Below are 26,549 nucleotides of genomic sequence, written 5' to 3' on the forward strand. Positions count from 1 at the left end.
CCCAAGTTTAGCGGTATTGGAAAAGCTATAGGTTATAGAAAAGCATAGTTAAGCCTGCTGATATACACAAACTTGATTACGACCATTCTCTTTAGCCCGATACAGTGCCTGGTCAGCATTCTGAACAACTTTGTCGGCGAGGGCTTCGATTTCCATTTTTTGCATCTGGTTGTGCTTCAGGGTGAAAACGCCAATGCTAACGGTTAGGGTATCTTCTACACCGTTTGCCTGGAATGGTGTTGATTGAACTTGATCCACGATAGATTGCGCAATGGCTTGAGCTCCAATCGGTGTCGTGTTTGGTAAAATTATGGCGAATTCCTCCCCACCATACCGGGCAAGAAAGTCTTTTGGCCGGTGTAACTTAAGTCGGGTTTGTTGCGCGATGAATTTTAGTGCTTCGTCGCCCACTTGATGTCCGTATCGATCATTGAACGATTTGAAGTGATCCACATCCATAAACAATAAACTGAGCGGCTCCTTTTCCCGGCGGGCAGACCGGACCTCTTCCTCAAGCGTGTTATTAAATGATCGTCGATTGGCGATTTGAGTTAGCTCATCATGACTGCTTAGTTTTTCAAGACGTTTGTTCAGGCGTGATAAATCCTGCATTGCTATCGTTAATTGCTCGGTCTTGGCGGCAACCTGGTCTCGTAGTTGCTGGCTGGCACCCTGTTCCATGGTGAGAAGTTTCTCTGTGTAGAATTTCATCTGTTGAGCGAGTGCGAAATTCAGAAATAAAATTTGGGTCACAATGCCGATTTGCATAATGAATTCATTGGCGTAGTAATCGGCAATAAAGCCGAATGATGCCAACGCGAAAAGCAAGGCTGAGAAAAAGAATAATGTCCAGGCTGTCAGGAAATATCGAACGACATTGTCACCTGTTTGTAATTGAGTAAAACCTGTAATGTAAACGCATAATATAATTGAAATCGTAATCGCTGAATTGATTTTCACTGCATTGGCATAAGGCACGGTGAAAGCAATGACCAGAGCGATAATACTGACGGTGATCAGCGTATTGAAGGTTCTATGTAATCTTATGCTTCGAGTGTTCTGGAGTAGAAAAGATCTGCTGAACAATGCGATCGCCAATCCCAGATTTGCGATAAAAACGGGAATGGAAAGATTGCTTAGGTGTGGCGCATTTGGCCAAAAATATTGAAAAGACAGACCACTCATGGCAATCATAAAGAGTAGGAGTGCTGTCAGATAGTAGGCATTCAGGAAGAAAGACTTGTTTTTGATTGATACAAAAATCAATGCGTTATAAAAAATCATTGCCAGCAAAATACCGTAAAACCCGCCTTGGGTAAGCGAGAGGTGGTTTGTTTTTGCGATAAGGTCGCCGGCGTTGTGCAGAGAAATATTTGCGTTAATGGATCCGCTGGATTTTATTTTCAGATAAAAATGCTTTATTTCGTTCCGAGCAAAATGAATCGGAAAGATAAAGTGTCGATAATCTATTGCACGATTAGCGAATGGATGAGTATCTCCGACAGTCATGCCTTCTGTGGTTTCGGCAGGGCTGCTGCCGAGTGCTTTCCCTCCGTTAGAGGATTCTAAGAATAGAGTGATGTCATCCAGTAAGGGATAATCGACTAAAAGATACCACTCTGCATTGTGGGGGTCTTGATTGATTGCACTAAATGTCAGCCAATATGTTGAGTCGGTATGTTGAAACGTCGCTTGACCATCTCGTAGCGGGCTGAATTGGCCGATCGCATGAAGCGATTTTATTTCATTCAGGCCCAAGTGTGACGTTGTATCCTCAAAAAACTGAATTGCATCTGACAGGGAGTGCTGTTGTAGAGATTTGTTTATCGCTACTGGTTCCTGGCTACTGGTTCCTGACTACTGTAGGTGTGCCCGCTCAGCAGAATCAGGAGATAGAGGAGGCGGGCAAATGCTGAATATTCTTTATTTAGCCTGCAGTTGCTCTGGAGTTTGTCTCGAGGGATTTTTGTTATCCAGCGCAATGTGACATCCTCTGTAGGCGCAAATGAAGACATTTTAGAGGGGGCAGCAGAAACGACGTTTTTCAGTGTCCCCTAATTCGCAGTAAAGCTGTTAGAAGTTAAGATAGCTCAAGCACGGTGACGTGTTCTTCTTTGTCCATCATTGGCCGGAGTTGATCAAGCATCGCTTTTCGTTCATCTGATTGAGACCATCGTTGCCAGTCTTGAACACTTCTCCAGGTTGATAATATCACTCGATGATTTGGGTCAAATGCGTTTTTCAATGATTCTCCCGAGACAAAACCGCTTGCCTGAACGGCAAGTTGAATGGTCTTGCGGGCGGTTTCTTCATAGGGTATTTCTAATGTGTCAGCGATATGTCTTTCAATTATCACTCTGATCATGGGCCTGCCTTATTGTTCTAGGTTTTAGTATGTTAATATTAGCACATTCACATGGAAGGCTTGTTCTGTGAAGTAACCGTAAAGATATTATCAAGTAACGCTGGGAAGGGGCAGGAATACTCTGCAGGTTTCTGCGAATCTCGGATCATGATAATGAGCGTAATTAATTTACCTGCCTGAGTGTATTAATCTATGTCAAATGATATTCCTGATGGCCTTGTCATTCTCGATGTCAAAGGCTTGTTTTGCCCGGAACCCGTCATGATGCTGCATAATAAAGTAGATGAGATTGATGTGGGGGACACAGTTCAAATTATCGCGACAGATCCATCAACCAAGCGCGATATTCCTCGTTTTTGTAATTTTCTGGGTCACGAACTGGTCCAGCAGTATGAAGAAGATTCCTGCTACATCTATATTGTCCGCAAAGGCTGACTATACAAAACTGACTACAAGCGCGTGGCCGGGTGTGTTGATATACGCTCGATAAATTCGTCCGGGCCGATTTCTCCTTGAATACGAAGACTTTTTATCTCCTGTCCGGAATGGTCAAAAAACAAAATAGCGGGTGGACCAAAAATATTATAGTGTTCCAGAAGCCTGATCGCTTCTTCATCTGAAGCCGTGACATCTGCTTTGATCAAGCGCCAGGTCATCAGTGCGGGATTGATCCTGCTATCCTTGAAAACCTCATCTTCTATAACCAGACAGCTCACACACCAGTCTGCGTAAAAGTCAACCATTGTGATGCCGGACGCTCGCACCTTAATATGATCAGCACTTTGTTGTAGCTTCTGTTGCAGCTGGTCGTACCGGGTTATTTTTTCAAATGGCAGTGATTTACTCGATTTGGATAGTTCGGGGGGCGGCGATGAGCCTGGGTTTGAACTTGAAAATTTCAAAGGAGCTAACGGGTCCAGTGCCGAGCTTGATCCAAGGAATGCACCTGCACCGATCAGAATGCCATACAAAATTGCAATCACTCCGACGCCTTTCCAAAGGCGTTGTGCCCCATAGTGTGCACTGTCCAGTGCGCCAAGTTGTATACCCGACATAATCAGCAAAATTGCCCAGAGCAGCATTTCTGTCATGGCCGGCAGCAATCGCGAAATGAGCCAAATCGCGATTGCCAGCAGCAAAACACCAAAGAGCATGCGGACATTTTCCATCCAGCTGCCCGCCTTTGGTAAGATCTGGCCAGCCCCCATGCCAATCGCAAATAATGGAATTCCCATTCCAATTCCCATGGCGAACAGGGCAATGCCGCCGGTAACCGGGTCGCCAGAAGAGCTGATGTATATGAGCGCCCCCGCTAGTGGGGCTGAAACACAGGGTGAGACAATAATGGCAGAAAGGGCTCCAATGGCAAACACCGCTAGCACCTGGCCTCCTGCGAGTTTTTGTGAGCGTGCATTTAATGAATCACGCAATTTCGCAGGGAGTTGCAATTCGAACAATCCGAACATCGAGAGTGAGAGTAAAACAAACAGCAAAGAAAACCCGATCAGAACGGGAGGGCTTTGAAGCTTTGCTTGCAAGTTGGCGGACGCGCCGAAGTAACCCATGGCGACACCAAGCAATGCATAGGTGAGTGCCATGCCAATGATATAGCTCAATGACAACAAGGCTGATTTTGCAGTGGTCGGTGATTTCTGTCCGGCAATAATGGACGAAATGATCGGCATCATCGGAAATACACAGGGCGTGAAAGTCAGGCCCAGGCCGAGTAAGACAAAGGCCCCCATGACGGTTAGAAGGTTTGCCTCGTTAAGAAATGAGAATATGCCTGTTGATGAATTTAGATCCGATTCGTTTTTGGTGATCGGTTTTGTTGTCTGAGCGGTATCCGGTTGCTCAGGAATATACAAGGTTTCCTTGGTTTCCGGAGGATAGCATAGGCCCGCATCGGCACAGCCCTGATACGTTATTTTGATTGGGATTTCTGTGCCAGAGGTTAACGCAGTTAACGATACTTTAAGTTCCACTGGGTTATGAAACACCGTAACCTGCCCAAAATAAGGATCTTCTTTTACCTCTCCCGGTGTAGAATAGCGTAACGCTCCCAGGCGAACGAGGGTATCATCTACTTGAATTTGAATGCGATCTTTGTATAGATAGTGCCCTGGTGTAATATCCCAATTCAAAATGAGCGTATTGTGCTCAAATCGATCCGTAAATTTAAATGCTTGATCAACCGGCAAAAAGTCTGGTGTTGAAAGATTTAAGCTGTTTTGTGTGCTAGCAAAAAGTTGCGTTTGAAGGCCGTTTCCTTCAGCGAGCACCATCGACGCATGGAAAGGGCTGATCAGTACGAGTAATCCGAGTATCGTGATCAGTATTCTGGTTCGGACCAATGAAGGCATGGGAAATATCACCGAAAGATTCGTAAAATGGTCTGGATCGGCGAATGGTAGCAGAATTCCGGGGCTGGCGCGGTATAAACTTTTTTAATGATTCAAACTGAAATGACAGCAGCAGTATCAAACTTGATAGAACTATTTAATCAGTCTTTCGAGACGTCTTACCGGACGGTCCTGGAAGCTGGAAATGAAGAACCGATTTATTTGCCCGCAAATATCGAAATTGAACAACCTGATCTGGCTCATCAAATCACATGGGACTCTCGTAGGCATTACCACCGGGTCGTGTTTGCCCATGGATTTTTTCAAAGCGCAATACATGAAATAAGTCATTGGTGTATTGCTGGCCCGTCCCGTCGAACGCGATTAGACTACGGATATTGGTATGAACCTGATGGTCGAAACGCGGCTCAGCAGCAGGCATTCGAGCGCGTTGAAATAAAGCCTCAGGCGCTAGAGTGGATTTTTTGCCTTTGTGCAGGAGTGCGGTTCCGGGTTAGTATTGATAACCTATCTGGTGAGCGATCACCGACGGAGCGGGTGTTCAAACTGAATATTGTCGCCCAGGCCCGATCATATTTGCAGCAAGGGCTCCCTGATCGAGCAGAAATGTTTGCTGAAAAGCTGAAAACCTTTTATAACACTGCTAGTTTAGATCTGAATAAGCAGTTGCAGCTTGATGCGATTTTGTAGTGGAGTCGTTCACTGTACCCTTGGATTTTTGAGTGATGATCGGAGAGCGGTCAATTAATTCGAATTCCCTCCCAAATAATGAGAATTACAAATTATATGAAAGAAGAAAGTTGTCAGGGTAACCCTGAAGCAGCCCTGGATGCGCACAAAGCATCTGAAACCAGGCAGAATTCCAGTGAACCACATGCTGCGCTGAAGCCCGAAGGAACAAGTAAAGACTCTGGCGAGACCTCCGGTAATTCGCGTGAATCTGCCGCCAGACTCAATAAAGATTTGGTTGATTCTGGAGCAAAAAAAGGCGCTTCGAGTGATGCTCCGGCAGCGATAGCTGAACAGATTGATACTCAAACGTCCCAAAATTCCCTGTCTGGTTCTCAAGAGCGGGTCGGTTCATCAGAAAGCAACAGTGCGACTCTCGCGAACTCAGTAGATGAATCTCGGTTAACCGAGGAGTCTCAACCTGATAAACAGCCCCAACCTGATAAACAGCCTCAATCTGATAAACGGCCTCAACCTGATAAACGGTCTCAACCTGATAAACAGCCTCAACCTGATAAACAGTCTCAACCTGTGCAACAGCCTCAACTAAAGCATGAGCTTCAACTAAAGCAAGAGCTTCAACCGGAGAAAGAGCCTCAGCTCTTGGAAGAAACTCAGCCTTTGGAAAAAGCCCAACCCGTAGAAAAAACTCAACCTGTAGAAAAAGCTGAACCAGAGGAAGAATCTGAAGATGAAATGACCTTCGATTCTCTGGAGTTGCATCCGGCACTGAGCAAGGCCATCGCCAATCTCGGGTATGCTCACTGCACACCCATCCAAGCGGAAACATTGCCCGTTTCTCTGACCGGTCAGGATGTTATTGGCAAGGCACAGACTGGAACCGGTAAAACTGCAGCATTTTTGATTTCTGCGTTCCAGTATATGCTTGAAAACCCGATCCCCGAGAAAAAACGCTTTGCAGGCGAGCCTCGGGTCTTGGTGTTAGCGCCCACTCGAGAGTTGGCATTGCAAATCGAGAAAGATGCCAAAGGCCTTAAAGGCGGATCCAAGTTAAACGTTTTATGTACAGTTGGCGGTATGGATTATGATCCTCAGCGTTATGCGCTCCACAACTATTCGATAGATGTGCTCGTGGCAACCCCGGGACGATTAATTGATTTTGTACTTAATCGCGATGTTTTTCTTGATCAAGTTGAAATACTGATTATTGATGAGGCGGATCGAATGCTCGATATGGGCTTCATTCCTGATATTAAGCGGATTCTGGGCAATACCACACCAAGGGAAAACCGTCAGACCCTTCTTTTCAGTGCGACATTCAATCAAGATGTTTTGAACCTCGCATCGATGTGGACCATTCAACCCGAGTACGTTGAAATAGAGCCAGAGTCGGTCACTGCAGATACGGTGGAACAGGTTATCTATCTGGTGGAAGCGGCTGAGAAAAAGCGATTGCTGCTTAAACTGGTTCGGGAAACCGAGTTCGACAAGATGATTATCTTCACTAACCGTCGCGATGAAGCGCGATTTATTGAGTCTTATCTTCGCCAGAAACGTATCAATGCGGCACTCCTGTCGGGGGAGGTGACCCAAAGCCGTCGCTTGAAAGTTCTGGAGCGATTCAAAAAAGGCGCGGTGAGCGTCTTGGTCGCAACGGATGTGGCGGGCCGAGGCTTGCATGTGAACGGTATTACTCACGTAGTTAACTATAATTTACCGGAAGACCCGGATGATTACGTGCATCGTATCGGGCGGACGGGCCGGGCAGGGCAAACGGGTATTGCGATCTCGCTCGCATGTGAAGATGAGTCTTTTGCACTTCCCGATTTGGAAAAGCATCTTGGATTTAAATTGAAGTGCGAGTATCCGGCAGATTTAAGCTAGTCGGACTCGGCTCCGGTGCGAGTTTACTGCCATTTATACGAAAACGTAATTAGGGACATATTCTGACGATGAAAATTCTGGCCGACGAAAACATTCCGCTTGTTCACTCGTTCTTTGGCTCCATAGGGGATATTCAGCAGTTCAGCGGTCGGGAATTGACAGCAAGGGAAGTTCAAGATGCTGATATTTTGCTGGTAAGATCTGTCACCCGCGTGGACGAGACGTTAATCGGTGATGCTCCGTTGAAGTTCGTCGGATCCACCACTATCGGTTTGGATCATGTCGATACGGAATTTCTGGATGCGAGAAGAATCCCTTACGCGAATGCGCCAGCCTGTAATTCGGATTCAGTTGTTGAATATGTGATCAGTGCACTGTCGTTTTTATCTGAGTTTGATGACTTCAAGCTGGAAGATAAGTCTATCGGTATAGTGGGGTATGGAAATGTGGGCTCTCGTTTGGCCAAAGTCTTGGCCAAACTGGGGATGAATGTGAAAGCTAATGATCCGATTCTGGCCGATGCAGGTGAAAAAGATCTGTGTTCTTTAGAAGAGGTGATGCAGTGTGACATTATTTCGCTGCACGTGCCGTTAACTCACGATGGACCTTACCCCACATATCACTTATTTGATGAGCCTCGCATTGCTGCATTGCGAGATAACCAAATTTTGATCAATACCTGCCGGGGTGGAGTGATAGATAATCAGGCCCTCCGCCGAAAGCTGGAAGCCCAAAATGCGCAAAAGTCTCGCTTTAGAGTTGTGCTGGACGTCTGGGAACATGAGCCGAATGTTGATCGGGCATTATTGGAATTAGTGTCGATCGCCACGCCCCATATTGCCGGGTACAGTTACGATGGAAAAGCGCGTGGCACCGATATGATATATCAGGCATTGTGCAGAACTTTGGGACTGCCCGTCAGGCATAAAGCGGCACAGTTTTTATCAGAGCCTCCGTTGTCAAAGCTGGCATTCACCTCTCAGGCCGATTCCCGATGGGCGCTTAATACCGCGATTCAGGCGTGTTACGATGTGAGAATGGACAGTTGGAGAATGAAAGCATTACTTCAGCGTGAAACCCTGGGTTCAGGATTTGATGCGTTGCGGCGTAATTATCCGGTTCGTAGAGAGTTTTTCAATGTCAAAGTACAATTGAAAAATGTGGACTCTGACCTGTTCAATAAATTTCGCGCTCTCGGGTTTAAGACTAAAAATTGATCGCTTATAAAAATGACGGCTGTGATGATATAACGTTAAGTATTTTGAATAACTGCCGATATAACAGGGGTATTTGAGTCAAAATATCGTCAGTAGGGTATATCCGCTATGTTGCATCGTACTTCACAGTTGAATCGTACTTCAGATCGATCGTCCAGTCGTTTACTGCCTGCCGTAGGTCAACGTTCCATGCAAGATGAAAGTCCCAAGTCCACTTATGAACAAAACAAACGGCAAGCAGCACCATTGTCGTTTGCCAAGCTCGGGCTGGAGGTCGGTGCTGCACTGACTATGGAAACGGTATCGCCTGCGCGAAAATTCACAATTCGAATGATAGGCTATGTTCCGGATCGCAGCATATTAATCTCTGCACCCACTCGGGAAGGAAAAGAGGTGTTGCTGGAAAAAGGAGACAAAGTAACCCTCAGGGCGATGTCACGAAATCGGGTTTTCGCTGCGGAGACTCGAGTGCTCTATCGCACGCTGCAACCTTATACTTATTATCATCTTGCCTTCCCGTCTGAACTGACAGCACACGAAATTCGAAAGGCGTCACGAGTCAGGGTAGACTTGCCCGTGATGATCGACAGTGAATTTGATCTCGGCTTGGGAGAATGGCCCAAATCTGCGATTATCGAGGATTTGAGTAAGGATGGTGCTGGCTTGTTGACTCGCCAGATATTGGGTGAAGCTGGACATGAAGTGATTATTAACCTGTCCGTTTCTGTTTCTGAGATTCATCGGGATCTGGAGATTCCCTGTATCATTCGAAATCGGGAAGTGGTACAACGAGCCTCTGGCAGTCAGTACTTTTATGGTGTTCAATTTGACACCCTGAGTGATGAAGACCGTTTAACACTCAACAGTTTCTTATATGAGATGGAGCAAGCAGGTTAATATAAACTACGATCAAGGAAAAAGCGGGGTAGAATTAGCCCCAAACCGGTTGAAAATTGGCCTTCTGGTTAATCCGATGGCTGGAATTGGTGGTGCTGCAGCGTTTAAAGGCAGCGACGGTGCAGCAGCGGAAAGTGCAAAGCAACTTGGTTACCGCTCACCGAGCGCGGAGCGGTGTGCTCGGGTTATGGCACTACTTGCACCAATCTACGATAAGATCGAAATAATCACTTGTGCGGGAACTATGGGGGCAGACTTCTGCCATGGATTAGCCCTGAAGATGTCAGTGGTTTACCCAATTGAAACCGCAAGCCATGATTCTGATCGTGAAACTTCCGCCGAAGATACCCGGCAGGCGGTAAAAGCAATGCTGCCATTAAAGCCTGATCTTGTTGTATTTGTGGGTGGGGACGGGACAGCCCGGGATGTGTGTTTCATCATGGATGAGAATCAGCTCGTTTTGGGTGTGCCTGCAGGGGTTAAAATGCACTCTGGAGTTTTTGCCCTATCACCGGACGCTGCTGCCAGAGTCATTCAGCTTCTTGTCCAGTCCGAACTGGTTGCCGTCAGACTGGCGGACGTTCGAGATATTGATGAAGAGGCGCTTCGAAAAGGACAGGTTAATTCTCGACGCTATGGTCAGATGTTGATACCGGATGATATCCGCTATCTTCAGCATGTAAAATGTGGTGGTGTGGAATCAGAAGAATTGGTCTGTCTTGATATCGCTGCCTTTCTGGATGAGATCTGCGAGCCGGATGTGTATTACATTGTGGGGGCTGGTACGACGACTCATGCAGTCAAAACACAGCTCGCCGGAGAAGGCACCCTTCTGGGTGTTGATGTGATCAAGAATCATAAGTGCGTGGCACGTGATGTAAACGAAAAGCAGTTGTTTGAGTTGATTTCGGGCCAGCCTAGTAGAATAATCCTGACCCCGACCGGAGGTCAAGGTTGTATACTCGGGCGTGGAAATCAACAGCTGTCCCCAAGGGTTATTCGGGAAGTGGGTTTGAGTAATTTGGTGCTGGTTGCGACCAAGGCAAAGTTGCAAGCCCTAGCTGGAAGGCCGTTGTTCGTGGACACGGGGGATAGTGTATTGGACAGCACGTTGTCGGGGTTACATAGTATTCTAACCGGTTACGATGATTATGTTGCTTACGCCATACATTCGCCACGGTAATCTGCCTATCGTACTATCCCTGTTAAACCTGCTAGTCCTCCGACAACCCGCCCGAAATGTGATTTTCATGCTGAGTCATTCGTTTAAATTAAGTCATACGTTCTAATCGAGTTATACCATATACATGAATAATACTGAAAAGGTCCTGAGAGAGACTTCTGAAAATATTGCGCGTCTGGGACATGAGTCTGGTCGTGTCTTCCATGGTCGCGGGAAATGCTTTCCCGGTTTCGAAAATATTAATATAGAGAAATTTAATGATGATTTGCTCATAGCCTTGTTTCCTGGGTGGCAGAACGAATCGTTTCAGCTGGATGCGTTTCAAAACGCGTTAAATACATTGATTTCCACGACGTCGGGGCGGGTACTGACCCACTTTCGCGATCAACAGCCTTGCACTGTTCAAAATCAGCAAGGGGATCCTGTATCAGAACAGGTCGAAATTCTCGAAGATGGTATTCGGTATTTGGTTGAATATGGTGAAAATCGGAATCTGGGTTTTTTTTCGGATATAAAAACAGGTCGCCGATGGGTTCGTGATCATGCGGCTGAAAAAAGAGTCCTGAATTTATTTTCTTATACGTCTTCTTTTTCCCTGGCTGCGTTAAGTGGTGGTGCACGATTTTGTGCAAATGTTGACATGAGTGCTGCCGTGATTTCTCGCGGAGAGCATAACCACAGGCTCAATGGTATTGAGCAACGGCGATATGGTCACTTCAAATATAATATCTTGAAAAGCTGGAAGAAAATAGCACAGAAGGGTCCTTATGATCTCGTGATTGTGGATCCACCGTCATTCCAGCGGGGCAGCTTTATAGCATCGAAAGACTACGGTAAGGTGAGTGGTCGTTTAGCTTCAATGCTCTCTGACGACGCAGATATTTTGTTTTGTTTAAACGATCCCTTTGTTACGGAAGAGGTTTTCCGGGAAATAATTGAAGCCTCTGGCCCGTATGTTTTTTGTTCCCGTCTGGAAAATGACAGTGCGATTAAAGAGCTTGATGGAAATGGGTTAAAAGTTTTGCACTACCGAAACGTCAACAGCCCCGTGGCAGTTCATACCAGGCCCTAGTTCAGCTCTAGAATTAACCGTTGTACGACGCGCGAGATACGGGTGGAGGATCCTCCTGCAATGACTTCCCGCAGGATGTTGATGTGGGTTTTCCGGTCGGTAGCAACATCCTGAGGAAGGCCCCGCAGCGTATGTTCGTCCAGACTGGTGTCATGGTGGAGGATTCGCGAATCATTGCAAATTCGAGATAGAAGGTTGAGTGCTTTATGGGTCAAAATGGCCTGATCTACTGCTTCCTGGCGAATGGTGTCGACGTATCGGATATAGTTTTCTTCCGCAAGCCAAATCATGGCACCAAAGCAGGCCATGTGTCGATCGCCATGTAAGCCATATTCATCGGGATTGTCTTCACCCGCAATATCTTCGACGTAAACGCTGGTTCTCCGGGGAAATACGGTATACAGCTGAACCAGAATTTTAGCGACGTCTTTGCAAAAATCTTCGATATGGATGTCTGACATTACCCGAGACCTGTATCCAAAATAATCTGTATTCGCACATAGGAGGGATTGAATACCCTCCTGTAATAGTAGCTCGATTCAAGCTAATTATTGTTGATAAGTTTCAAGGAAATGGGCGAACCGGGTAATCGCGTCTTCCAGTACGTCTGTACGTGGTAAAAATACCACCCGCAAATGCTGTTTATCCTTTAGGTTGAAACCACTGCCCTGAACCAACAGAATCCGTTGTTGTACCAGCAAGTCGTATACGAGCTTCTCATCATTCTGTATGGGGTAACGTTTTGGGTCCAGCTTCGGAAACAGGTAGAGTGCGCCTTTCGGCTTGACACAGGTCACACCTGGAATTTGTGTCAACAGATCATAGGCAACGTTTCTTTGTTCATACAGTCGTCCCTCCGGCAGTACCAGATCATTAATACTCTGGTAGCCCCCCAATGCAGTTTGAATCGCAAATTGCGAGGGTACATTGGAACACAGGCGCATGGATGCCAGCATATCAATGCCTTCGATCAGATCCCTGGCTCGATATTTGGCGCCACTGACAATCATCCACCCCGAGCGGTAACCTGCAGCCCTGTAAGACTTTGAAAGTCCGTTAAAGGTAAAAAACAAAACATCGTCGGCAAGTGAGGCCAAAGCCGTATGTTTGACGCCGTCGTAAAGAATCCGGTCGTAAATCTCATCGGCACAAATTAACAGTTGGTGCTCCCGAGCCAAATCTATAATTTGCTCCAGTATTTCCCTTGGGTAGACTGCACCGGTTGGATTGTTGGGGTTGATCACCACAATAGCTTTGGTTTTATCGGTAATTTTGGATCGAATGTCATCAATATCCGGATACCAATCAGATTGCTCGTCGCAATGGTAGTGTACCGGTGTTCCACTGGATAGCGTCACCGCAGCTGTCCATAATGGGTAGTCAGGGGAGGGGATCAGTACTTCGTCTCCGGCATTCAGCAATCCTTGCATCGACATCACGATAAGCTCGCTGACACCATTTCCGATGTAAATGTCTTCAATTTCTACACTTTTGATACCCAGTTGCTGACAATTCTGCATAACGGCCTTTCTTGCCGGGAATATGCCTTTTGCATCACAATATCCTTGAGCTTCTGACAGATTGTGAATCACGTCTTGGAGTATTTCTTCGGGTACATCAAAACCGAATGGGGCCGGGTTACCGATGTTCAGTTTCAATATGCGATGACCTTCCTCTTCCAGGCGGCGAGCCTCTTTCAGGACTTCGCCACGTATTTCGTAACAGACATTATCCAGCTTTGATGATTTGCTCAGTGGTCGCATAAAATTGATGGTCGCTCGGTATTGTTGTGTTGAAGGTTTGAGTTCGTTGTCTTGCTGGTTGACCGGCCTTTCAGTTCTTGCCATTATCAATCTGTTTTAATTTAATAATCCAGACTGCTTTCAAACAGCAACAGGCCCTAATTTGGAGCCGTCAGGAAATCTGTCAACCAGAACGGAATGCGTTATGACTGAAAAAAATAAAGTTATCAAATCAGACGATGAGTGGCGTAATCAACTCACGCCAGAACAGTTTAAAGTCACTCGTGAAAAGGCGACAGAAGCCCCGTTTAGCGGGAAATACTATCATAATAAAGATGCGGGATCATATCATTGTATTTGCTGTGATGCAGAATTGTTTGAATCGGATCACAAGTATGATTCTGGCTCGGGGTGGCCAAGTTTTTGGCAGGCTGCATCGGCTTCAATTGTTGATGAAAGTACAGATGTAAGCCATGGTATGACGCGTACTGAAATTCTATGTCATCAATGCGGAGCACATCTCGGACATGTATTTCCTGATGGGCCAAAACCCACAGGATTGCGTTATTGTGTAAACTCGGTTTCTCTCGATTTCAAGCCAAAGGATAAGTCAACAGACTCTAAAGCGTGAGAGCCCTGAACGACTTGTTACAGGGCGCTTTATGCCTCTACCGTTATCTCTTGCTCTGGTCATGCAACCGCTTCGTTTACATTTGATGGCTTTTTGGAAAGATACATCGGAATGGTCGCTCTTGCGACCTCCATATTTTGTTTGTCAAACACGCTAACCACTGCTTCAAATTCCCCAGTTTGAAAGTGCCGAGATGGATCAATAACACAAGTCGCCTTCAAATCCGTAGTGGCCTTTCTCAGGTATGAAATCTGCATGCCTTTTGGAATCCAGCGGAGTTTTTTCGGAAGGGCGGTCTCGATTGCCATGCCGGCTGCGAGCTCACATAGATTTCCCATGGCCAAAGCATGAACTGTCCCTAAATGGTTTTCCACAGCTCTGCGTTTTTTCAGACCGACTTCGACATGGCCGGGGTCAAATCGGTAAAAAACGGGTCTTATCGTTGAGAAATAGGGTGCTTTATTGCAGACAATTGCGGAAAATAGGCGTTTTCCAAAAGGTAGTGTCATAAGCTTCTTGTATAATGCGACACCTCGGTGAACCGGTTTTTGCGACGTCGATCGGGAAGAGTCGGGTTGGCTGATTGAGTTTTGCACGGTTTCCTGCCTCATTTATGGGTTATCAACATTCGATGGATTCAAGTTGGAGGGCCTATTGAAGATTAATTTCAAATGTTCTCCTTGGTAGCGCTCCAAGGTTAAGGTAGAAAAACAGATTTACTGTAAAGTTGATTTGGTCGAGATTACGAACGATATACTAGAATAATGTTCTAATAAAAGCTATAAAAAATAGAATAAAGTTCTAATTAATAGGACTGGTATGATTCAGAGACAAAAAACAACCCACAAAAAAAACACAATCCTGCATGCTGCGTTGGGATGCTATACAGAGCATGGCTACGCGAATACCTCGGTAGATATGATCAAAAACGAGGCAAACGCCAGCATCGGGAGCATTTATCATCACTTTGGTAACAAAGAGGGGATCTTTGCCCACCTGTTCATGGCGGGGATCAAAGATCATTATGAAAATTTGATTGTCGCACTGGAACAAGCCCGCTCTGCGGAAGATGCGATTCGCTCGATGGTGTGCTGTTTCGTCGATTGGGTCAGAGATAATCCGGACTGGGCCCGGTTTATTTTCTCTGAACGGCAGATTGTAATTAACTCGTCGTTTAAAGATGAGTTAGTGACAATGAATCGGGGTCACTTTAAATCCATTTGTGCCGCTCTGGAACAATATCTGGTCTCCGGGGATATCAAGACAATGCCGATGGATTTGTACACATCCTTGATCATTGGCCCTGCATACCACTTCACCAAGCACTGGCTAACTGGAAGAGCATCAACCACCTTGGATGCGGCGAAAGATACGCTTGCTGAGTCAGCCTGGTTGAGTGTGAAAGGTATCTGAGTCGTCTGTTTATCAAAGTAGATCTTTTGTTGGATGGCTTGTTTCCGTACAGGCAGGCTGGGCCGGCAGGTGGTTTTAGAGAATCTGTTTCAGTGCGGTGCGGTTGATTGGCTTGGTTAGACTGCCTGTAGCCCCTGCTTCTCGACTTTGTTGAGCGGATTCCGGATCACTATGTCCGGATACCACGTAGACCGGTAATGATTGCCCTTTTCCGCGCAAGTATCGGATTGCAGTCAGGCCATCCATTTCCGGCATTTGAATATCCATCAGAATGAGATCAAATGGCTCTTCGAGAGCCATTTGTACTGCTTGTTTGCCGTCATGTGCCACCTTAATCTGTATTTTTTGACTGGTTTTGCTGATAATCTTTCCAAGCAGCTGGCGATTTACTTCATTGTCATCCGCAATCAGTACAGTTCCAGCCAGTAAACCTGAAGTGCTTGGTAGGTATTGTGCCACTTTTTGGTAGAGTTGCTCTCGTTCAACGGGTTTGGAGATAACATCGCTGAATCCAAGATCGTAGTAATAGTCGAGTTGATGTCGCATCACATTTGCGGTAAAGGCGATCATCGGCGGGGGCTGCCGGTTATTTAGCTTCGTGAATTTTTGAACTTCTTGCGCAACCTGAATGCCACTCATTTCAGGCATTTGAATATCAAGTAGAACCAAGTCGTAGTGGTGCTGCTGTATTTTGTTCAGTGCGGATTTGCCATTGTTCACCAATGTAAGGTTCAGGTTTTTCGAATTCAATAACTGTTGAATCAGGCGTTGATTGTCGGGATTGTCTTCTGCTATCAGGATTTTTCCGGATACACTCTCCGGTAGTTTGTCTGTGTTGCCAATGGCTGTTTTTCTAGCTTGGACTTCCAGAGACTCAATATTATTGATCCAGGAGTTTGGCGGGCTGTCTCCTACGCGAATTCGTACGGTAAACTCGCTGCCTTTTTCAAGCTTGCTCTTGAGGGTGATGGAGCCTCCAAGCATTTGGGCTAACTGGTTGGATATATAAAGCCCTAAACCAGTGCCACCAAATTCACGTGTGGTGGATGTGTCTGCCTGAACGAATGGATTGAAAACTCGTTCAGCCTCTTCCTCGCTCAAACCAACACCGGTGTCTTTAATCCGGAATTCAATATCGTTTTGGGTCTTATTGAAAGCAATACCGACCTGGACAGATCCTTTTTGGGTGAATTTTGTTGCGTTGCTGCCTAAATTGAAGAGGATTTGTTTCAAGCGGGTGGGGTCACTGTGTATCACCTCAGGAATGGGCAGACATACAATAACATCAAATCGAAGACCTTTCTCATTGGCTTTTAAGCCAATATGTGATCGCAGGTCCTCTATTATGCTCGTTGTTGTAATTGGGAGCGATTCCAGTTCGATCTTTTGCGCTTCGATTTTTGAAAGGTCGAGAATATCATTAATGATGCTAAGCAAATGATTTCCGGATCGTATAATCGTTTCCACAAATCGAGATTTTTCGTTTTGATTCAGGTGTTCATCCAGCAAAAGCTCTGAGTAGCCAAGAATCGCTGTCATGGGAGTGCGAATTTCATGGCTCATGTTTGCCAGGAATCGACTTTTTGCCTCCTCAGATTGTTCGGCGCGTTTTTGGGCAATATTGGCTTCATCGGTTGCTTTCTGCAAGCGTTCCAATAGTTGGGTATTGTTTACAGCGGTACCAACCTGAAGAATGTATTGTTCAATCGTTTCAATGTCGACCTGAGACAATTCCAGTTTGTTGTTGTAGTTGATAATTCCGATACCGCCGATTACCTGGTTATGAACACGCAAGGGGGAATAAAGAATGGTTTTGGAAGGGCGTATCTGGAATAGTTTTTGGTCAATTGGTGCCGCGTTTCGAGTTTTTTCGAAGTTAAGATCCTGAATTAATATTGTTTTCCCTTTCAATAGCGGGAAGACAAAAATGCTGTCCTGATCCGTTTTTAGTGAAAAGCTCATTTCTTTAAACAGGTTTATAACTTCATCAGGCAGTGAATCGCCATAGGAACCCGCGACTTCTACACATTGTTTTTCTGAATTCAGGACAGTGAGATAAAGTTGCTCAAAGTTAACGATTCTACGCAGTACGGTAACAACGTTCCTCATGATGCTATCCAGATCAAGGTCTGAATTCACGGCCTGAGCCAGTTGGCTTATGTTTTTAAGGCTTTCAGTCTGTTTGGTAAGGCGTAGCTTGGTTTTGACAAGCTTTTTGTTCACGCTGTAGATGCTAATGCCCAAGCTGATACAGTAGGCTAACAGGCCAATCGCAGCGATGAGCGATGTGAGCAAAGGTACATTTTCCCGGAAGTGTACCCCGTAGAATAACAAAACCGAGCCGCTACCCAGGACAATCAAAATGCTGACTCTGCCAAGAAAGCCGATGCCATCTGCCGCGACGGCAGTCATCAGAAACCCTGCAATCAACACGGTGCTCACAAATGGATTAAAGCCCCAGAGGGCGATGCACACACCGTAAGCGAAGCCATCAATGCAGAGGTTGTACTTTTCCTGTGTCCAACTGTCCGCAAAATAATAGGCGAGATGGGGGTAAAGTAGCGTATGCCCGAAGATAAACAGCCAGATCGTGGCCGGAGCTTCACCCCAGAGTAGTGAAAAGTGCAAGCATAGAATGACCATGCAACCGGTAATTCGAAGGCGATAATCTTCTTTTACTCGGGCGGATTTTGTGTGCATTGGGTCTGGGTTGTTTTGCTGTGTTTGCATACTGTTCAGTATAGCAATTGAATAATTATTGATCGCATAGGTGCTTACTTAAAAGTTTTTTACGGGGTGTAGTGGGTTTACAATGCGATATAAATTGTGCACAATTTAATTGTGGGAAATATAAAATACTCATGATCCCTATATCATGCGCATAGAGATTGACGGTAAAGCGGTTACAACCCCTATGCAAACAGTCTACAACCCAACGATCAGCTTAGGAGCGAAAATATGTCATCTTCCATTTTTGAAATAGAAGTCAAGAAAATTACGGGTGATGTTGTTGCCATGGAGTCTTTCAAAGGCAAAGTACTATTGATTGTGAATACGGCCAGTAAGTGCGGTTTTACCCCTCAATTCAATGGGCTTGAAAAACTATATGAACAATACAAAGATCAGGGATTAGAAATTTTAGGCTTTCCCTGCAACCAATTCTTGAGTCAGGATCCCGGAGACGATGCCGAAATCAGTTCATTTTGTTCATTAAATTATGGCGTTACTTTTCCAATGTTCTCCAAAGTTGAGGTAAATGGGGACAATACTCACCCGCTATATCAATTCCTGAAATCCGAGGCTAAAGGTGTGCTTGGCACAGAAAAGATCAAATGGAATTTCACGAAATTTCTGGTGAATGCCGAAGGCAAAGTGCTAAAGCGGTACGGACCAAATGTAGAGCCCGCCAAGATGGAAGGCGATATTCGCAAGTTGTTGGTTGATTGATAATATCACCTGTTTATCAAGAGCCGGAATGGAGCAGCAATATTGTGGAATTCCGGCTGATTTATGTTATCTGGTTCGAGTATTCTAATCATGACTATGAATCTCCCTGGTCAGAACAATTCAGCGGAAAATCCGTTGGCATTGGACAATCAATTGTGTTTTGCCCTCTACTCAGCTCAGCGTGCAATGACCGCGTTGTATCGTCCATTTCTGGCTAAATTGGGTATAACCTATCCACAGTATTTGGTGATGTTAGTCTTATGGGAGCATCACTTTTCGCCACATGATTCAGCACTTTCTGTGAAAGCAATGGGCGAAAGACTGTATCTCGATAGCGGTACCTTAACACCTTTGCTGAAGCGTCTGGAATCATTGCAATTACTGGGGCGCCAGCGTGATTCAGGTGACGAGCGAGTGGTGAATCTAGTGCTCACAGAGCGTGGCCTGAAACTTCGTGAAGAGGCCCGGGAGATTCCTCAACAAATGATGTGCCTCACTGGCGCAACCCCGGAAAGCGTTACTGCAATCCGTGGATTGATACAGATGTTAAATCAGCAATTACGCTCAACAGCTTGAGTGAATATATCAATTTTTATACACAGTACAATTTTTTTCCCGGTATTAAGGTTATAATGCCCCCTCGTACTAGCAGGAGCGTTGGTAATGAGATGGGGATCTTTCTGAAATTTCGAGAAGTCGTAAATTGGGGCGTACCGGAGAGCGCTGACAACAATTTACAGGAATTGATTCGCCTGTGTAATGTCTGTGCTCTGATTGTCAGCTTGGGGGTTATACCCTTTGTTTTGTATTATGCCTTTCACCAGCTTTGGTTTGTCTTTTCAACGATAAGTCTCGTATCGGTTGTTAATGCCGGAATACCGTTTGTAAACCGCCGTCGCCAATACACACTTGCTCGCGTCATATTTTTTGCGGTGAATTTTTCCGTGGGGTTTATTAATTCTACTGTTCTGGGGCAGGCCAGTTTAATATTCCTTTATATGATTGTAGGACTACCTGCATCGGTTGCGTTATTCCGACCCCAGGAATCGACGTTACTATACTGTGCTCTGGGATTTGTTACGAGCTTACTGCTCCTGGATTTGGTGTTTGATGTTGTGCCGTTGTTTGAATACCAGCTTTCCGAGACAATTATTTTCGAATTGAGTGTGCTCTCTTCTGTAGGATCTGTAGCTTGCTTGCTGGTATTTGTTGTCTTTTTCAGAAAAGAGGGTGCGATATCTCGTCGTTATTTCGAACAAATCGTCATTAACTCCCAAATTATAAACAGTAGTCTCGATGCAGTACTGTTTTGTGATCTCCAAGGGCGAATCAATTTTGTGAATGTTGCGGCAGAAAAACTTTATGGCTTCAGTAGCGTAGAGTTAAATGACAAAACATTATCCTGTTTGATGAGTTGGCCAATGTCCAAGTTTTCCAGGTTGCCCGGTGTCGAGTCGGTAGATAGCTGGACTGGTGAGGAGCTGCAGATGCGACGTGATGGGAGTACTTTTGTCGCGCAGGTCAGCGTTTTCGTTGTGAAGGATCAAGTTGGTGCACCCGTCGGTATGGCCGTTACGAGCAGGGATATTACCGACAAAAAACAGATAGAAGCCGATTTGATTGAGGCCAAGAATGAGGCTGAAAAAGCCGCATCGGCCAAGGCGCAGTTTCTCGCGACGATGAGCCATGAAATTCGAACACCGTTAAATGGTGTAATCGGAATATCTCACCACCTTCTTGAGGATCACCCGAAACCCGAACATATTGAAAGCCTGAATGTATTAAATTATGCCGCAGAGAATTTGCTCTCCCTTATCAATGATGTACTTGATTTCAGTAAGATGGATGCTGGTCGCTTGACGATTGAGAAAACGCCTTCTGAGCTTGGTGCATTGTTGGAAAAAATTAAAGGTATAGTCAGTTATCAGGCACAGGAGAAAGGGGTCGCTTTTGAGCTCGAGTTGGATTGTGGGTTGCGCGGGCAGGTATTTAATTTTGATGCGAATCGTCTCACACAGATACTATTGAATTTGATAGGCAATGCCTTGAAATTCACTGATCAGGGGATGGTTAGTTTAGGCTGTAGAATCCTGGGTTCGAGCGCTCGTGGCGGTGCCCGTCTGCAATTCGAAGTCAGAGACACGGGAATTGGAATAGCTCAAGAAAAGCAGGAGCTGATTTTTGATTTGTTCTCTCAGGCGGACAATCGAGTCTCACGAACCTACGGGGGAACGGGGTTGGGGTTAGCAATTGTCAGACGATTGCTACACGCTATGGGATCCGACGTAACGGTTACAAGTCAGGAGGGCTTCGGATCTAGTTTTGGTTTTGTTTTGGAGTTTGAGTCAGCGCAATTACCACCTCAGGAGAATGCGGATTGTTCTCCCTCAACGCCTGCAATTGTTGAGAACACAGATAATATTCGTTATATGAAGCAACCCAGCCTGGCGGGTATCCGTGTTCTTGTTGCTGAAGATAACCCGGTGAATGTTATGGTTGTCAGTAAACTGTTAAATAACTGGGGTGTGAAGCCGGATATTGCTAACAATGGTAAACAGGCGATTAGCCTTGTCAGAAAGAATAGATACGATATTATCTTGATGGACTTGCATATGCCTATCCTGGATGGTTTTACGGCCGTTGAGATGATTCGCCATTGGCATGCTTGCCATGAATTACCCATAATCGCACTGAGCGCAAGTGTAACTGAAGAGTTTCAGTCTCGAGCGAAAGATGTCGGTATGAATGACTATATCACCAAGCCGTTTAATCCAGAGGTGTTGAAGCTTAAGATGGTTAAACACCTGCAGCTTCCTCCATCAAGTGCGGTTGGCTGAAACGATCTTTCGGATTGAAAAAGATAAAGTTTTTCACAAAATCACATAAAACACCTGAATGAAAAGGTCAAAACGCTATACACCGCTCAGGAAGTGCTATTATTGGATCAACTACACGATTTTTCGCAGCCAGTCGAAACTGTCGGGCGAACTCTGAATGACCTGTTTTTTACCTGTGCCGCTAAATAAATCATTCCTTAATAACGTAGAGAACTGTTCCACATGCAACAACAGCAAGATAGACGCCGTCGTCAGCGGTTACCTTGGGTTAATTTGAGTGCAAAAGTAAAAATCAAAAAGACCATGTTTTCCAGTATCTGGATGGAGGTAAAACCATTTGATTTCAATCAACTGGGTATGGGAATGACCACTACAGGCCAGTTTGAAATTGGTGACACGCTAGCCATGACGCTCGTGCTTAATCTGGATGTAGGGGAAATGGTTGTTGAGGATTTGCCAGCAATTGTGCGCCGTAAAGAACAAAAGGCAGGTTTGATTCATTACGGGGTGGAATTTGATCAAAGTGCAAGATTTTTCAAGAAGGCAGAAAACGTTAACAATCTCGACAAACTTGAACAGATGCTGTCCCGCCACTCAAAAATAGTTGATCGAATTAAAGATCGTTGATTTAATGCCGTCACGCTTTGTGTGGGCAACCAGCCTGCCACAAGTTCGAACCTGAATTAACTATGGGTGACTGTACGGTTTGTTAGTAAAGAAGATTGCCCCTGCGGTTTTGCTTGCTGTTTTTCTCATTGCTTTAGTTGTGCTGGGGCAATCTAAACTCGGATTGATTGAGCCCGCATCTCAAGAAATAATTCATGAATGTGTGCTGAATAGTGATGGTTGCCCGATTATCTTGAAAGGCAATACCATAGCTTCAGCTCGAGTTATGGAACCAGATACTGCGGGAAACATTCGGGTTACTGTCGAATTTACGAAAGGGCAGAGCGTCAAACCCATTTCCCTGCAATTGGAAGGCCGCGATATGTTCATGGGGGTCTCTCAGTATGAGTTATATCCAGAATCTGGCAGCATGGTAGCCGAGTTCCCATTACCTTTCTGTACGATTGACAATGATATGATTTGGTTATTTAAGTTCGCAATAAAAGGGGTAGATCCCCGTTTGGTTTTCGCCTATCCCGCCCAGCCGTCTTCAACGTCCAAATAAGCTTTTAACATCTAAATTAAGTCCACACTACGTCGTGTATCACAACCTTGACGGTATACTCTTGAATCTTAATTTAACATGATGTTACATTTCTGAGTTGTGTTCTAAACAGGGTAGCCTGTTTCGGCACTTTCTGATGTTTTGGAAAATAATAAATATTCAAATTAGACGGGGTGATAACCCGGTTTAGTGGACATTTGATCTAGACATTGAGGGCTAATGATGGATTATGGAGATAGCTTGCGAACGGTATTGATTCGCAAAATCAATAAAGCTGAACGAGACCTTTACCAATTGAAACTGGATTATTGCCGGTTTGTGTTTGGATTGTCACACCGATCCAGGGTGACAGCTGATCAGAGTTGTTATCAAATTAAGTCAGTTGATCTGGATTCGATGACGCGCACCGAAAGTGGTGATTGGTGTAAACCCAATGTCGCGGGTATATTGTTGAATAGTGAGCTTCAGCCGTTGGGAGGGGAGGTTATTCAGCTCGGGAATAGCTGGGAATCGATGCGTTAGTTTTATGAATTGCGCTAGTAAAGTTTGAAGGTGTAGATTTTTGTTTTTACACCTTCGTATTTTAGCATCAGAGGCGGTTAATCTTCCGCTCAGGCCACCAAGCCCCATTCATCGATGGCGTGGTAGAGTGACAGATCTCCCGGGACTGATTTTTTGGCAAGCCATGTTTCTGCTGCATGCTTACCTAAATCGTAGAGATCATCCTGGAATGCCTCATCATGATCTGCATTTATTGCTTTGCCGATAAACGTTTGTGATTCTTCATAACTGAAATCGAGGTTGCGTGTGAGCAGGAACGTTAATATATCTTCGAGGTCAATTTTCTGGCAGTCGTATCGTTTGCTGATTATGGTGGCAGCACCAAAAAAGTAAAATCCAACAGCATTAATCAGCCAGGCTTTCTTGGGGCTGTTGTTGATATCTACGCCACGTTGCTTTAGTTCCAGCATTTGCAGACCTGCAAAAATCTGTGCTTTCGCAAAACTGTCGATTCGTTTACCCGGAGCGGTGGTTTCAAACTCGTTCCGTTTAGCACCGAAAAGGGGGTTGTCCGTACGGCTCTTTTCCATCTTGAGCACATTCCGGAAACTGTAGAGTTCTCCCAGAGGTGCATCATCTGATGCAAACTCACCACCCTTCGCCAGCAAGTAGACTTTGTAAAGCAGCAGTCCCAATAACGTGCACGTTATTAATTGTGCCAGAACAACCAATAAGGAAATCATTTCTATTTACCCGTACAACTCAGTTCGTGTAATCGCATTATACGGAATGTAACGCTAAGTAACAGGAATTGGTTTTACATCTGTAAGTAAACAGATCACAAATTTCGATAAATGTACCATTTTGGGAGTCATTTGCTGATCTTTCTGTTTGCTTTCATGCTCAGTAGAGGCTGATTTGTTATTCTTCAGGTTGATGGGTTAAAGCTGATTGGCTATTCCTGAATAGGGCCTTATTAAAAGGGGCGGGATAGAAGCTATCGAATGTTAGTTTTCCGGGAGATGAAACTGCAAAGCCTTAAGCTGAAATTCTTTCGATTTTGCAAAAGTAATCATACAGGTCTTCAAACGTAAGCGGCTTGCTGAAATAGTAACCTTGAGCGTAGTCACATTTGTTGATCACCAGAAAGTCTCGTTGATCAATATTTTCGACGCCTTCAGCGATGACTTTGAGATTCAGTTTGTGTGCTACGGCGATTACTGCGGAAGTAATTTCCATATCATTGAGATCGTCCGGTATGTCACGGACGAATTCTCGATCCACTTTTAGAATGTCGACTGGTAGCCGCTTGAGATAACTCAGCGAGGAGTAGCCCGAACCGAAATCGTCAATGGTTATGGTGACCCCTGTCGCTTTAATCCGGTTAAGCTGTGCAATAACAGATTGAATATCATCCATAAGCATGCTTTCGGTAACCTCCAGCTCAAGGAATTGGGGCTCCAGTCCGGAGCACTCGAGAACTTCTTTTATCACGGTTTCCAGTTTAGGGTCTTTGAATTGCCTGGCTGAAAGGTTGACGGCAACTTTCAATGGAAACTGGGTGAGCTGTTGCAACATTTTGATTTCGATGCAGGCTTTTTTGAGAACCCATTCGCCGATAGGTACGATCAGTCCCGTTTCTTCTGCGACGGCGATAAAATCATCCGGCGAGACTCTGCCACGGGTTGGATGGTGCCAGCGTATCAATGCTTCAACGCTGTTAATCTCGCCGCTCTTGATATGTACCTGGGGCTGGAACAAGAGTGTGAATTCGTCGAATTGCAGAGCATGCCGGAGTTCTTGTTCCAGAGTCAGTAATTTGATGGCGCGTATATTCAGCTCTTCAGTGAAAAAATAGTATCCGTCGCGGCCTTTTTCTTTAGCCTTGTAGAGTGCCAAATCAGCATTCTTCATCAATGTGTCAGAGTTGGAGCTATCATCCGGAGCTAGTGTAATTCCGATACTGGTAGAAACAATAACCTCATGCTGGCCGAGTTTGATGGGTTCTTTCAAGGTTTTAAGGATGTGCTTTGCGACCGTCGTGGCATCCTGAGCATCATCCACATCGTTCAGAAGAATGGTAAATTCGTCGCCACCCAGACGCGCTACAGTGTCTTGAGACCGGACACAGGACTTCAGCCGGTCTGCTACGGTCAAGAGCAGCATGTCGCCGGAGTCGTGTCCCAGGGTGTCGTTAATCCGTTTGAATTGGTCAAGATCGAGAAACAATAACGCAATTTTGTTGCCATGGCGTTTAGCGGATTTAATCGACTGATTTAAGCGGTCGATAAAAAGTCGTCGGTTTGCCAGCCCGGTTAATGAGTCGAACAATGCCAGTTGTTCCATTTTACGATTGACTTCTTTTAAGTCAGAAATATCAATTCCGGAAAGTACATAGTTGGTGACTTGCTGACAATCATTACTGACCGCAGAAATGGTGACGGCTGCCCAAAAACGCTGGTCACCTTTTCCTCTACACAGTACCTCACCTTTCCAGTTTTCGCCAAGGCATGAAGGCTCGAGTCGCAGGCTATCTTCTGTTTCAGTGGATTCAATCGGGTTGAGAACACTGATTGTATTGCCCCGGATTTCATCTGCTGTCCAACCCGTCATGGCGACAAACTTGTCGTTAACATACTCGATTATGCCGCGGCTGTCGGTAATGATAATGCTGGCACCACTGTTTGTAATCGCGCTGGATAGCTTGGTGAGTGTATGTTTGGCAACTTCCTGTTCGGAAAGGGATTTGTGTAGTTTGGCATTGGCACGGGCGAGGATCAGGCTAATCAGGCCTAGTGCAACCGAGAAACCCACCACCAACGCAGATATGTCGGTAGTATTGATTTGGTCATTCCGGGCTAACAGGGCAATACTGATGACGAATCCACAGATGGTTGCCAGTGGAACATATAGCAGCGCATTTTTTGATCCTGGATTCGTTAGCATAGGGTCTCTTGTGTGAGAGTGAAGGTTCTCTTCCTTGATGACAAGTGCGAATTGTCGACCAATTATGACTGTGTGGTCACAAAGGCAAGGTTAAAAGAATCTTAAATTAAAACAGCGGCGAAATATGTATAGTGAAATCCTGAACTCCGTAACAAAATGTAATTAATGTTTCAGAGTTTGAATAATTAAG

The 26,549-nt window shown here is 45.4% G+C and carries 24 protein-coding genes; 15 read left to right on the forward strand and 9 right to left on the reverse strand.

Annotated elements, in window-relative coordinates; translation table 11 throughout:
• Positions 1–48 precede the first annotated feature (48 nt).
• Both OLMES_RS11150 and OLMES_RS11155 read right to left on the reverse strand, forming a co-directional pair.
• Positions 49–1,827: a sensor domain-containing diguanylate cyclase gene (locus OLMES_RS11150; RefSeq protein ID WP_332454945.1), complete on the reverse strand. Its 1,779-nt coding sequence runs from the start codon at positions 1,825–1,827 to the stop codon at positions 49–51.
• Positions 1,828–2,080: 253 nt separating this feature from the next.
• The gene (locus OLMES_RS11155; RefSeq protein ID WP_087461332.1) at positions 2,081–2,365 is read right to left on the reverse strand and encodes an antibiotic biosynthesis monooxygenase family protein; all 285 of its coding nucleotides are present in this window, start codon (positions 2,363–2,365) and stop codon (positions 2,081–2,083) included.
• Positions 2,366–2,557: 192 nt separating this feature from the next.
• Between OLMES_RS11155 and tusA the strand changes: the two genes are divergently transcribed.
• Positions 2,558–2,800, forward strand: a complete 243-nt coding sequence (gene tusA, locus OLMES_RS11160; protein ID WP_087461333.1) for a sulfurtransferase TusA — start codon at positions 2,558–2,560, stop codon at positions 2,798–2,800.
• 14 nt (positions 2,801–2,814) lie between these two features.
• On the opposite strand, the gene dsbD is transcribed toward tusA, so the two are convergent.
• Positions 2,815–4,728 (reverse strand): protein-disulfide reductase DsbD, encoded by a 1,914-nt coding sequence (gene dsbD / locus OLMES_RS11165; RefSeq protein ID WP_087461334.1) that lies wholly within the window; start codon positions 4,726–4,728, stop codon positions 2,815–2,817.
• Between the two features lie 102 nt (positions 4,729–4,830).
• Here dsbD and OLMES_RS11170 point away from each other — a divergent pair, with 102 nt between their 5' ends.
• The 6 genes from OLMES_RS11170 to OLMES_RS11195 all read left to right on the forward strand — a co-directional run bounded on the left by OLMES_RS11170 (position 4,831) and on the right by OLMES_RS11195 (position 11,671).
• Positions 4,831–5,418, forward strand: a complete 588-nt coding sequence (locus tag OLMES_RS11170) for an elongation factor P hydroxylase (RefSeq protein ID WP_087464445.1) — start codon at positions 4,831–4,833, stop codon at positions 5,416–5,418.
• A gap of 96 nt (positions 5,419–5,514) precedes the next feature.
• Entirely contained in the window at positions 5,515–7,302 is a 1,788-nt protein-coding gene (locus OLMES_RS28585; RefSeq protein WP_232465318.1) for a DEAD/DEAH box helicase, read from the forward strand.
• 68 nt (positions 7,303–7,370) lie between these two features.
• The gene (gene pdxB, locus OLMES_RS11180) at positions 7,371–8,519 is read left to right on the forward strand and encodes a 4-phosphoerythronate dehydrogenase PdxB (protein ID WP_087461335.1); all 1,149 of its coding nucleotides are present in this window, start codon (positions 7,371–7,373) and stop codon (positions 8,517–8,519) included.
• 108 nt (positions 8,520–8,627) lie between these two features.
• Positions 8,628–9,416 carry a flagellar brake protein gene (locus OLMES_RS11185; RefSeq protein WP_087461336.1) on the forward strand — a complete coding sequence of 263 codons (789 nt, stop codon included), beginning with the start codon at positions 8,628–8,630 and terminating at the stop codon, positions 9,414–9,416.
• A complete protein-coding gene (locus OLMES_RS11190) occupies positions 9,394–10,599 on the forward strand; it encodes an ATP-NAD kinase family protein (RefSeq protein WP_087461337.1) in 1,206 nt (401 codons plus the stop codon). The genes OLMES_RS11185 and OLMES_RS11190 overlap by 23 nt, the downstream gene beginning before the upstream one ends.
• Positions 10,600–10,723: 124 nt before the next feature.
• On the forward strand, positions 10,724–11,671 hold the full coding sequence (locus OLMES_RS11195; protein ID WP_087461338.1) for a class I SAM-dependent methyltransferase: 948 nt from the start codon (positions 10,724–10,726) through the stop codon (positions 11,669–11,671).
• Here the strand turns inward: OLMES_RS11195 and OLMES_RS11200 are convergent.
• Both OLMES_RS11200 and OLMES_RS11205 read right to left on the reverse strand, forming a co-directional pair.
• On the reverse strand, positions 11,668–12,132 hold the full coding sequence (locus tag OLMES_RS11200) for a hypothetical protein (RefSeq protein WP_087461339.1): 465 nt from the start codon (positions 12,130–12,132) through the stop codon (positions 11,668–11,670). The two genes, OLMES_RS11195 and OLMES_RS11200, sit on opposite strands and share 4 nt — an antisense overlap.
• An 87-nt stretch (positions 12,133–12,219) precedes the next feature.
• Positions 12,220–13,434 (reverse strand): pyridoxal phosphate-dependent aminotransferase, encoded by a 1,215-nt coding sequence (locus OLMES_RS11205; protein ID WP_087464447.1) that lies wholly within the window; start codon positions 13,432–13,434, stop codon positions 12,220–12,222.
• A gap of 184 nt (positions 13,435–13,618) precedes the next feature.
• Here OLMES_RS11205 and msrB point away from each other — a divergent pair, with 184 nt between their 5' ends.
• A complete protein-coding gene (gene msrB / locus OLMES_RS11210; RefSeq protein ID WP_087461340.1) occupies positions 13,619–14,044 on the forward strand; it encodes a peptide-methionine (R)-S-oxide reductase MsrB in 426 nt (141 codons plus the stop codon).
• Between the two features lie 59 nt (positions 14,045–14,103).
• Here msrB and OLMES_RS11215 read toward each other — a convergent pair whose 3' ends face one another.
• The gene (locus OLMES_RS11215) at positions 14,104–14,553 is read right to left on the reverse strand and encodes a hotdog fold domain-containing protein (protein ID WP_087464448.1); all 450 of its coding nucleotides are present in this window, start codon (positions 14,551–14,553) and stop codon (positions 14,104–14,106) included.
• 310 nt (positions 14,554–14,863) lie between these two features.
• On the opposite strand from OLMES_RS11215, the gene OLMES_RS11220 reads away from it, so the two are divergent.
• On the forward strand, positions 14,864–15,457 hold the full coding sequence (locus tag OLMES_RS11220; protein WP_087461341.1) for a TetR/AcrR family transcriptional regulator: 594 nt from the start codon (positions 14,864–14,866) through the stop codon (positions 15,455–15,457).
• A gap of 75 nt (positions 15,458–15,532) precedes the next feature.
• Here the strand turns inward: OLMES_RS11220 and OLMES_RS11225 are convergent, their stop codons facing one another.
• Positions 15,533–18,187 carry a response regulator gene (locus OLMES_RS11225; protein ID WP_087461342.1) on the reverse strand — a complete coding sequence of 885 codons (2,655 nt, stop codon included), beginning with the start codon at positions 18,185–18,187 and terminating at the stop codon, positions 15,533–15,535.
• 228 nt (positions 18,188–18,415) lie between these two features.
• Between OLMES_RS11225 and OLMES_RS11230 the strand changes: the two genes are divergently transcribed.
• The 6 genes from OLMES_RS11230 (at position 18,416) to OLMES_RS11255 (ending at position 23,434) form a co-directional block, all read left to right on the forward strand.
• The gene (locus tag OLMES_RS11230) at positions 18,416–18,904 is read left to right on the forward strand and encodes a glutathione peroxidase (RefSeq protein WP_087461343.1); all 489 of its coding nucleotides are present in this window, start codon (positions 18,416–18,418) and stop codon (positions 18,902–18,904) included.
• 90 nt (positions 18,905–18,994) lie between these two features.
• Positions 18,995–19,480 (forward strand): MarR family winged helix-turn-helix transcriptional regulator, encoded by a 486-nt coding sequence (locus OLMES_RS11235; RefSeq protein ID WP_198343303.1) that lies wholly within the window; start codon positions 18,995–18,997, stop codon positions 19,478–19,480.
• 92 nt (positions 19,481–19,572) lie between these two features.
• The gene (locus OLMES_RS11240) at positions 19,573–21,741 is read left to right on the forward strand and encodes a response regulator (RefSeq protein WP_198343304.1); all 2,169 of its coding nucleotides are present in this window, start codon (positions 19,573–19,575) and stop codon (positions 21,739–21,741) included.
• Positions 21,742–21,963: 222 nt separating this feature from the next.
• A complete protein-coding gene (locus OLMES_RS11245; protein ID WP_087461345.1) occupies positions 21,964–22,368 on the forward strand; it encodes a hypothetical protein in 405 nt (134 codons plus the stop codon).
• A gap of 79 nt (positions 22,369–22,447) precedes the next feature.
• Positions 22,448–22,912, forward strand: coding sequence for a hypothetical protein (locus tag OLMES_RS11250; protein WP_087461346.1), 465 nt, complete (start codon positions 22,448–22,450; stop codon positions 22,910–22,912).
• 219 nt (positions 22,913–23,131) lie between these two features.
• Positions 23,132–23,434 (forward strand): hypothetical protein, encoded by a 303-nt coding sequence (locus tag OLMES_RS11255; RefSeq protein ID WP_198343305.1) that lies wholly within the window; start codon positions 23,132–23,134, stop codon positions 23,432–23,434.
• Positions 23,435–23,523: 89 nt separating this feature from the next.
• Here the strand turns inward: OLMES_RS11255 and OLMES_RS11260 are convergent, their stop codons facing one another.
• Both OLMES_RS11260 and OLMES_RS11265 read right to left on the reverse strand, forming a co-directional pair.
• Entirely contained in the window at positions 23,524–24,156 is a 633-nt protein-coding gene (locus OLMES_RS11260) for a hypothetical protein (RefSeq protein ID WP_087461347.1), read from the reverse strand.
• A 295-nt stretch (positions 24,157–24,451) separates the two neighbouring features.
• On the reverse strand, positions 24,452–26,359 hold the full coding sequence (locus OLMES_RS11265) for a putative bifunctional diguanylate cyclase/phosphodiesterase (RefSeq protein ID WP_087461348.1): 1,908 nt from the start codon (positions 26,357–26,359) through the stop codon (positions 24,452–24,454).
• Positions 26,360–26,549: the final 190 nt, after the last annotated feature.

It is taken from the genome of Oleiphilus messinensis (assembly GCF_002162375.1).
Classification (GTDB): domain Bacteria; phylum Pseudomonadota; class Gammaproteobacteria; order Pseudomonadales; family Oleiphilaceae; genus Oleiphilus; species Oleiphilus messinensis.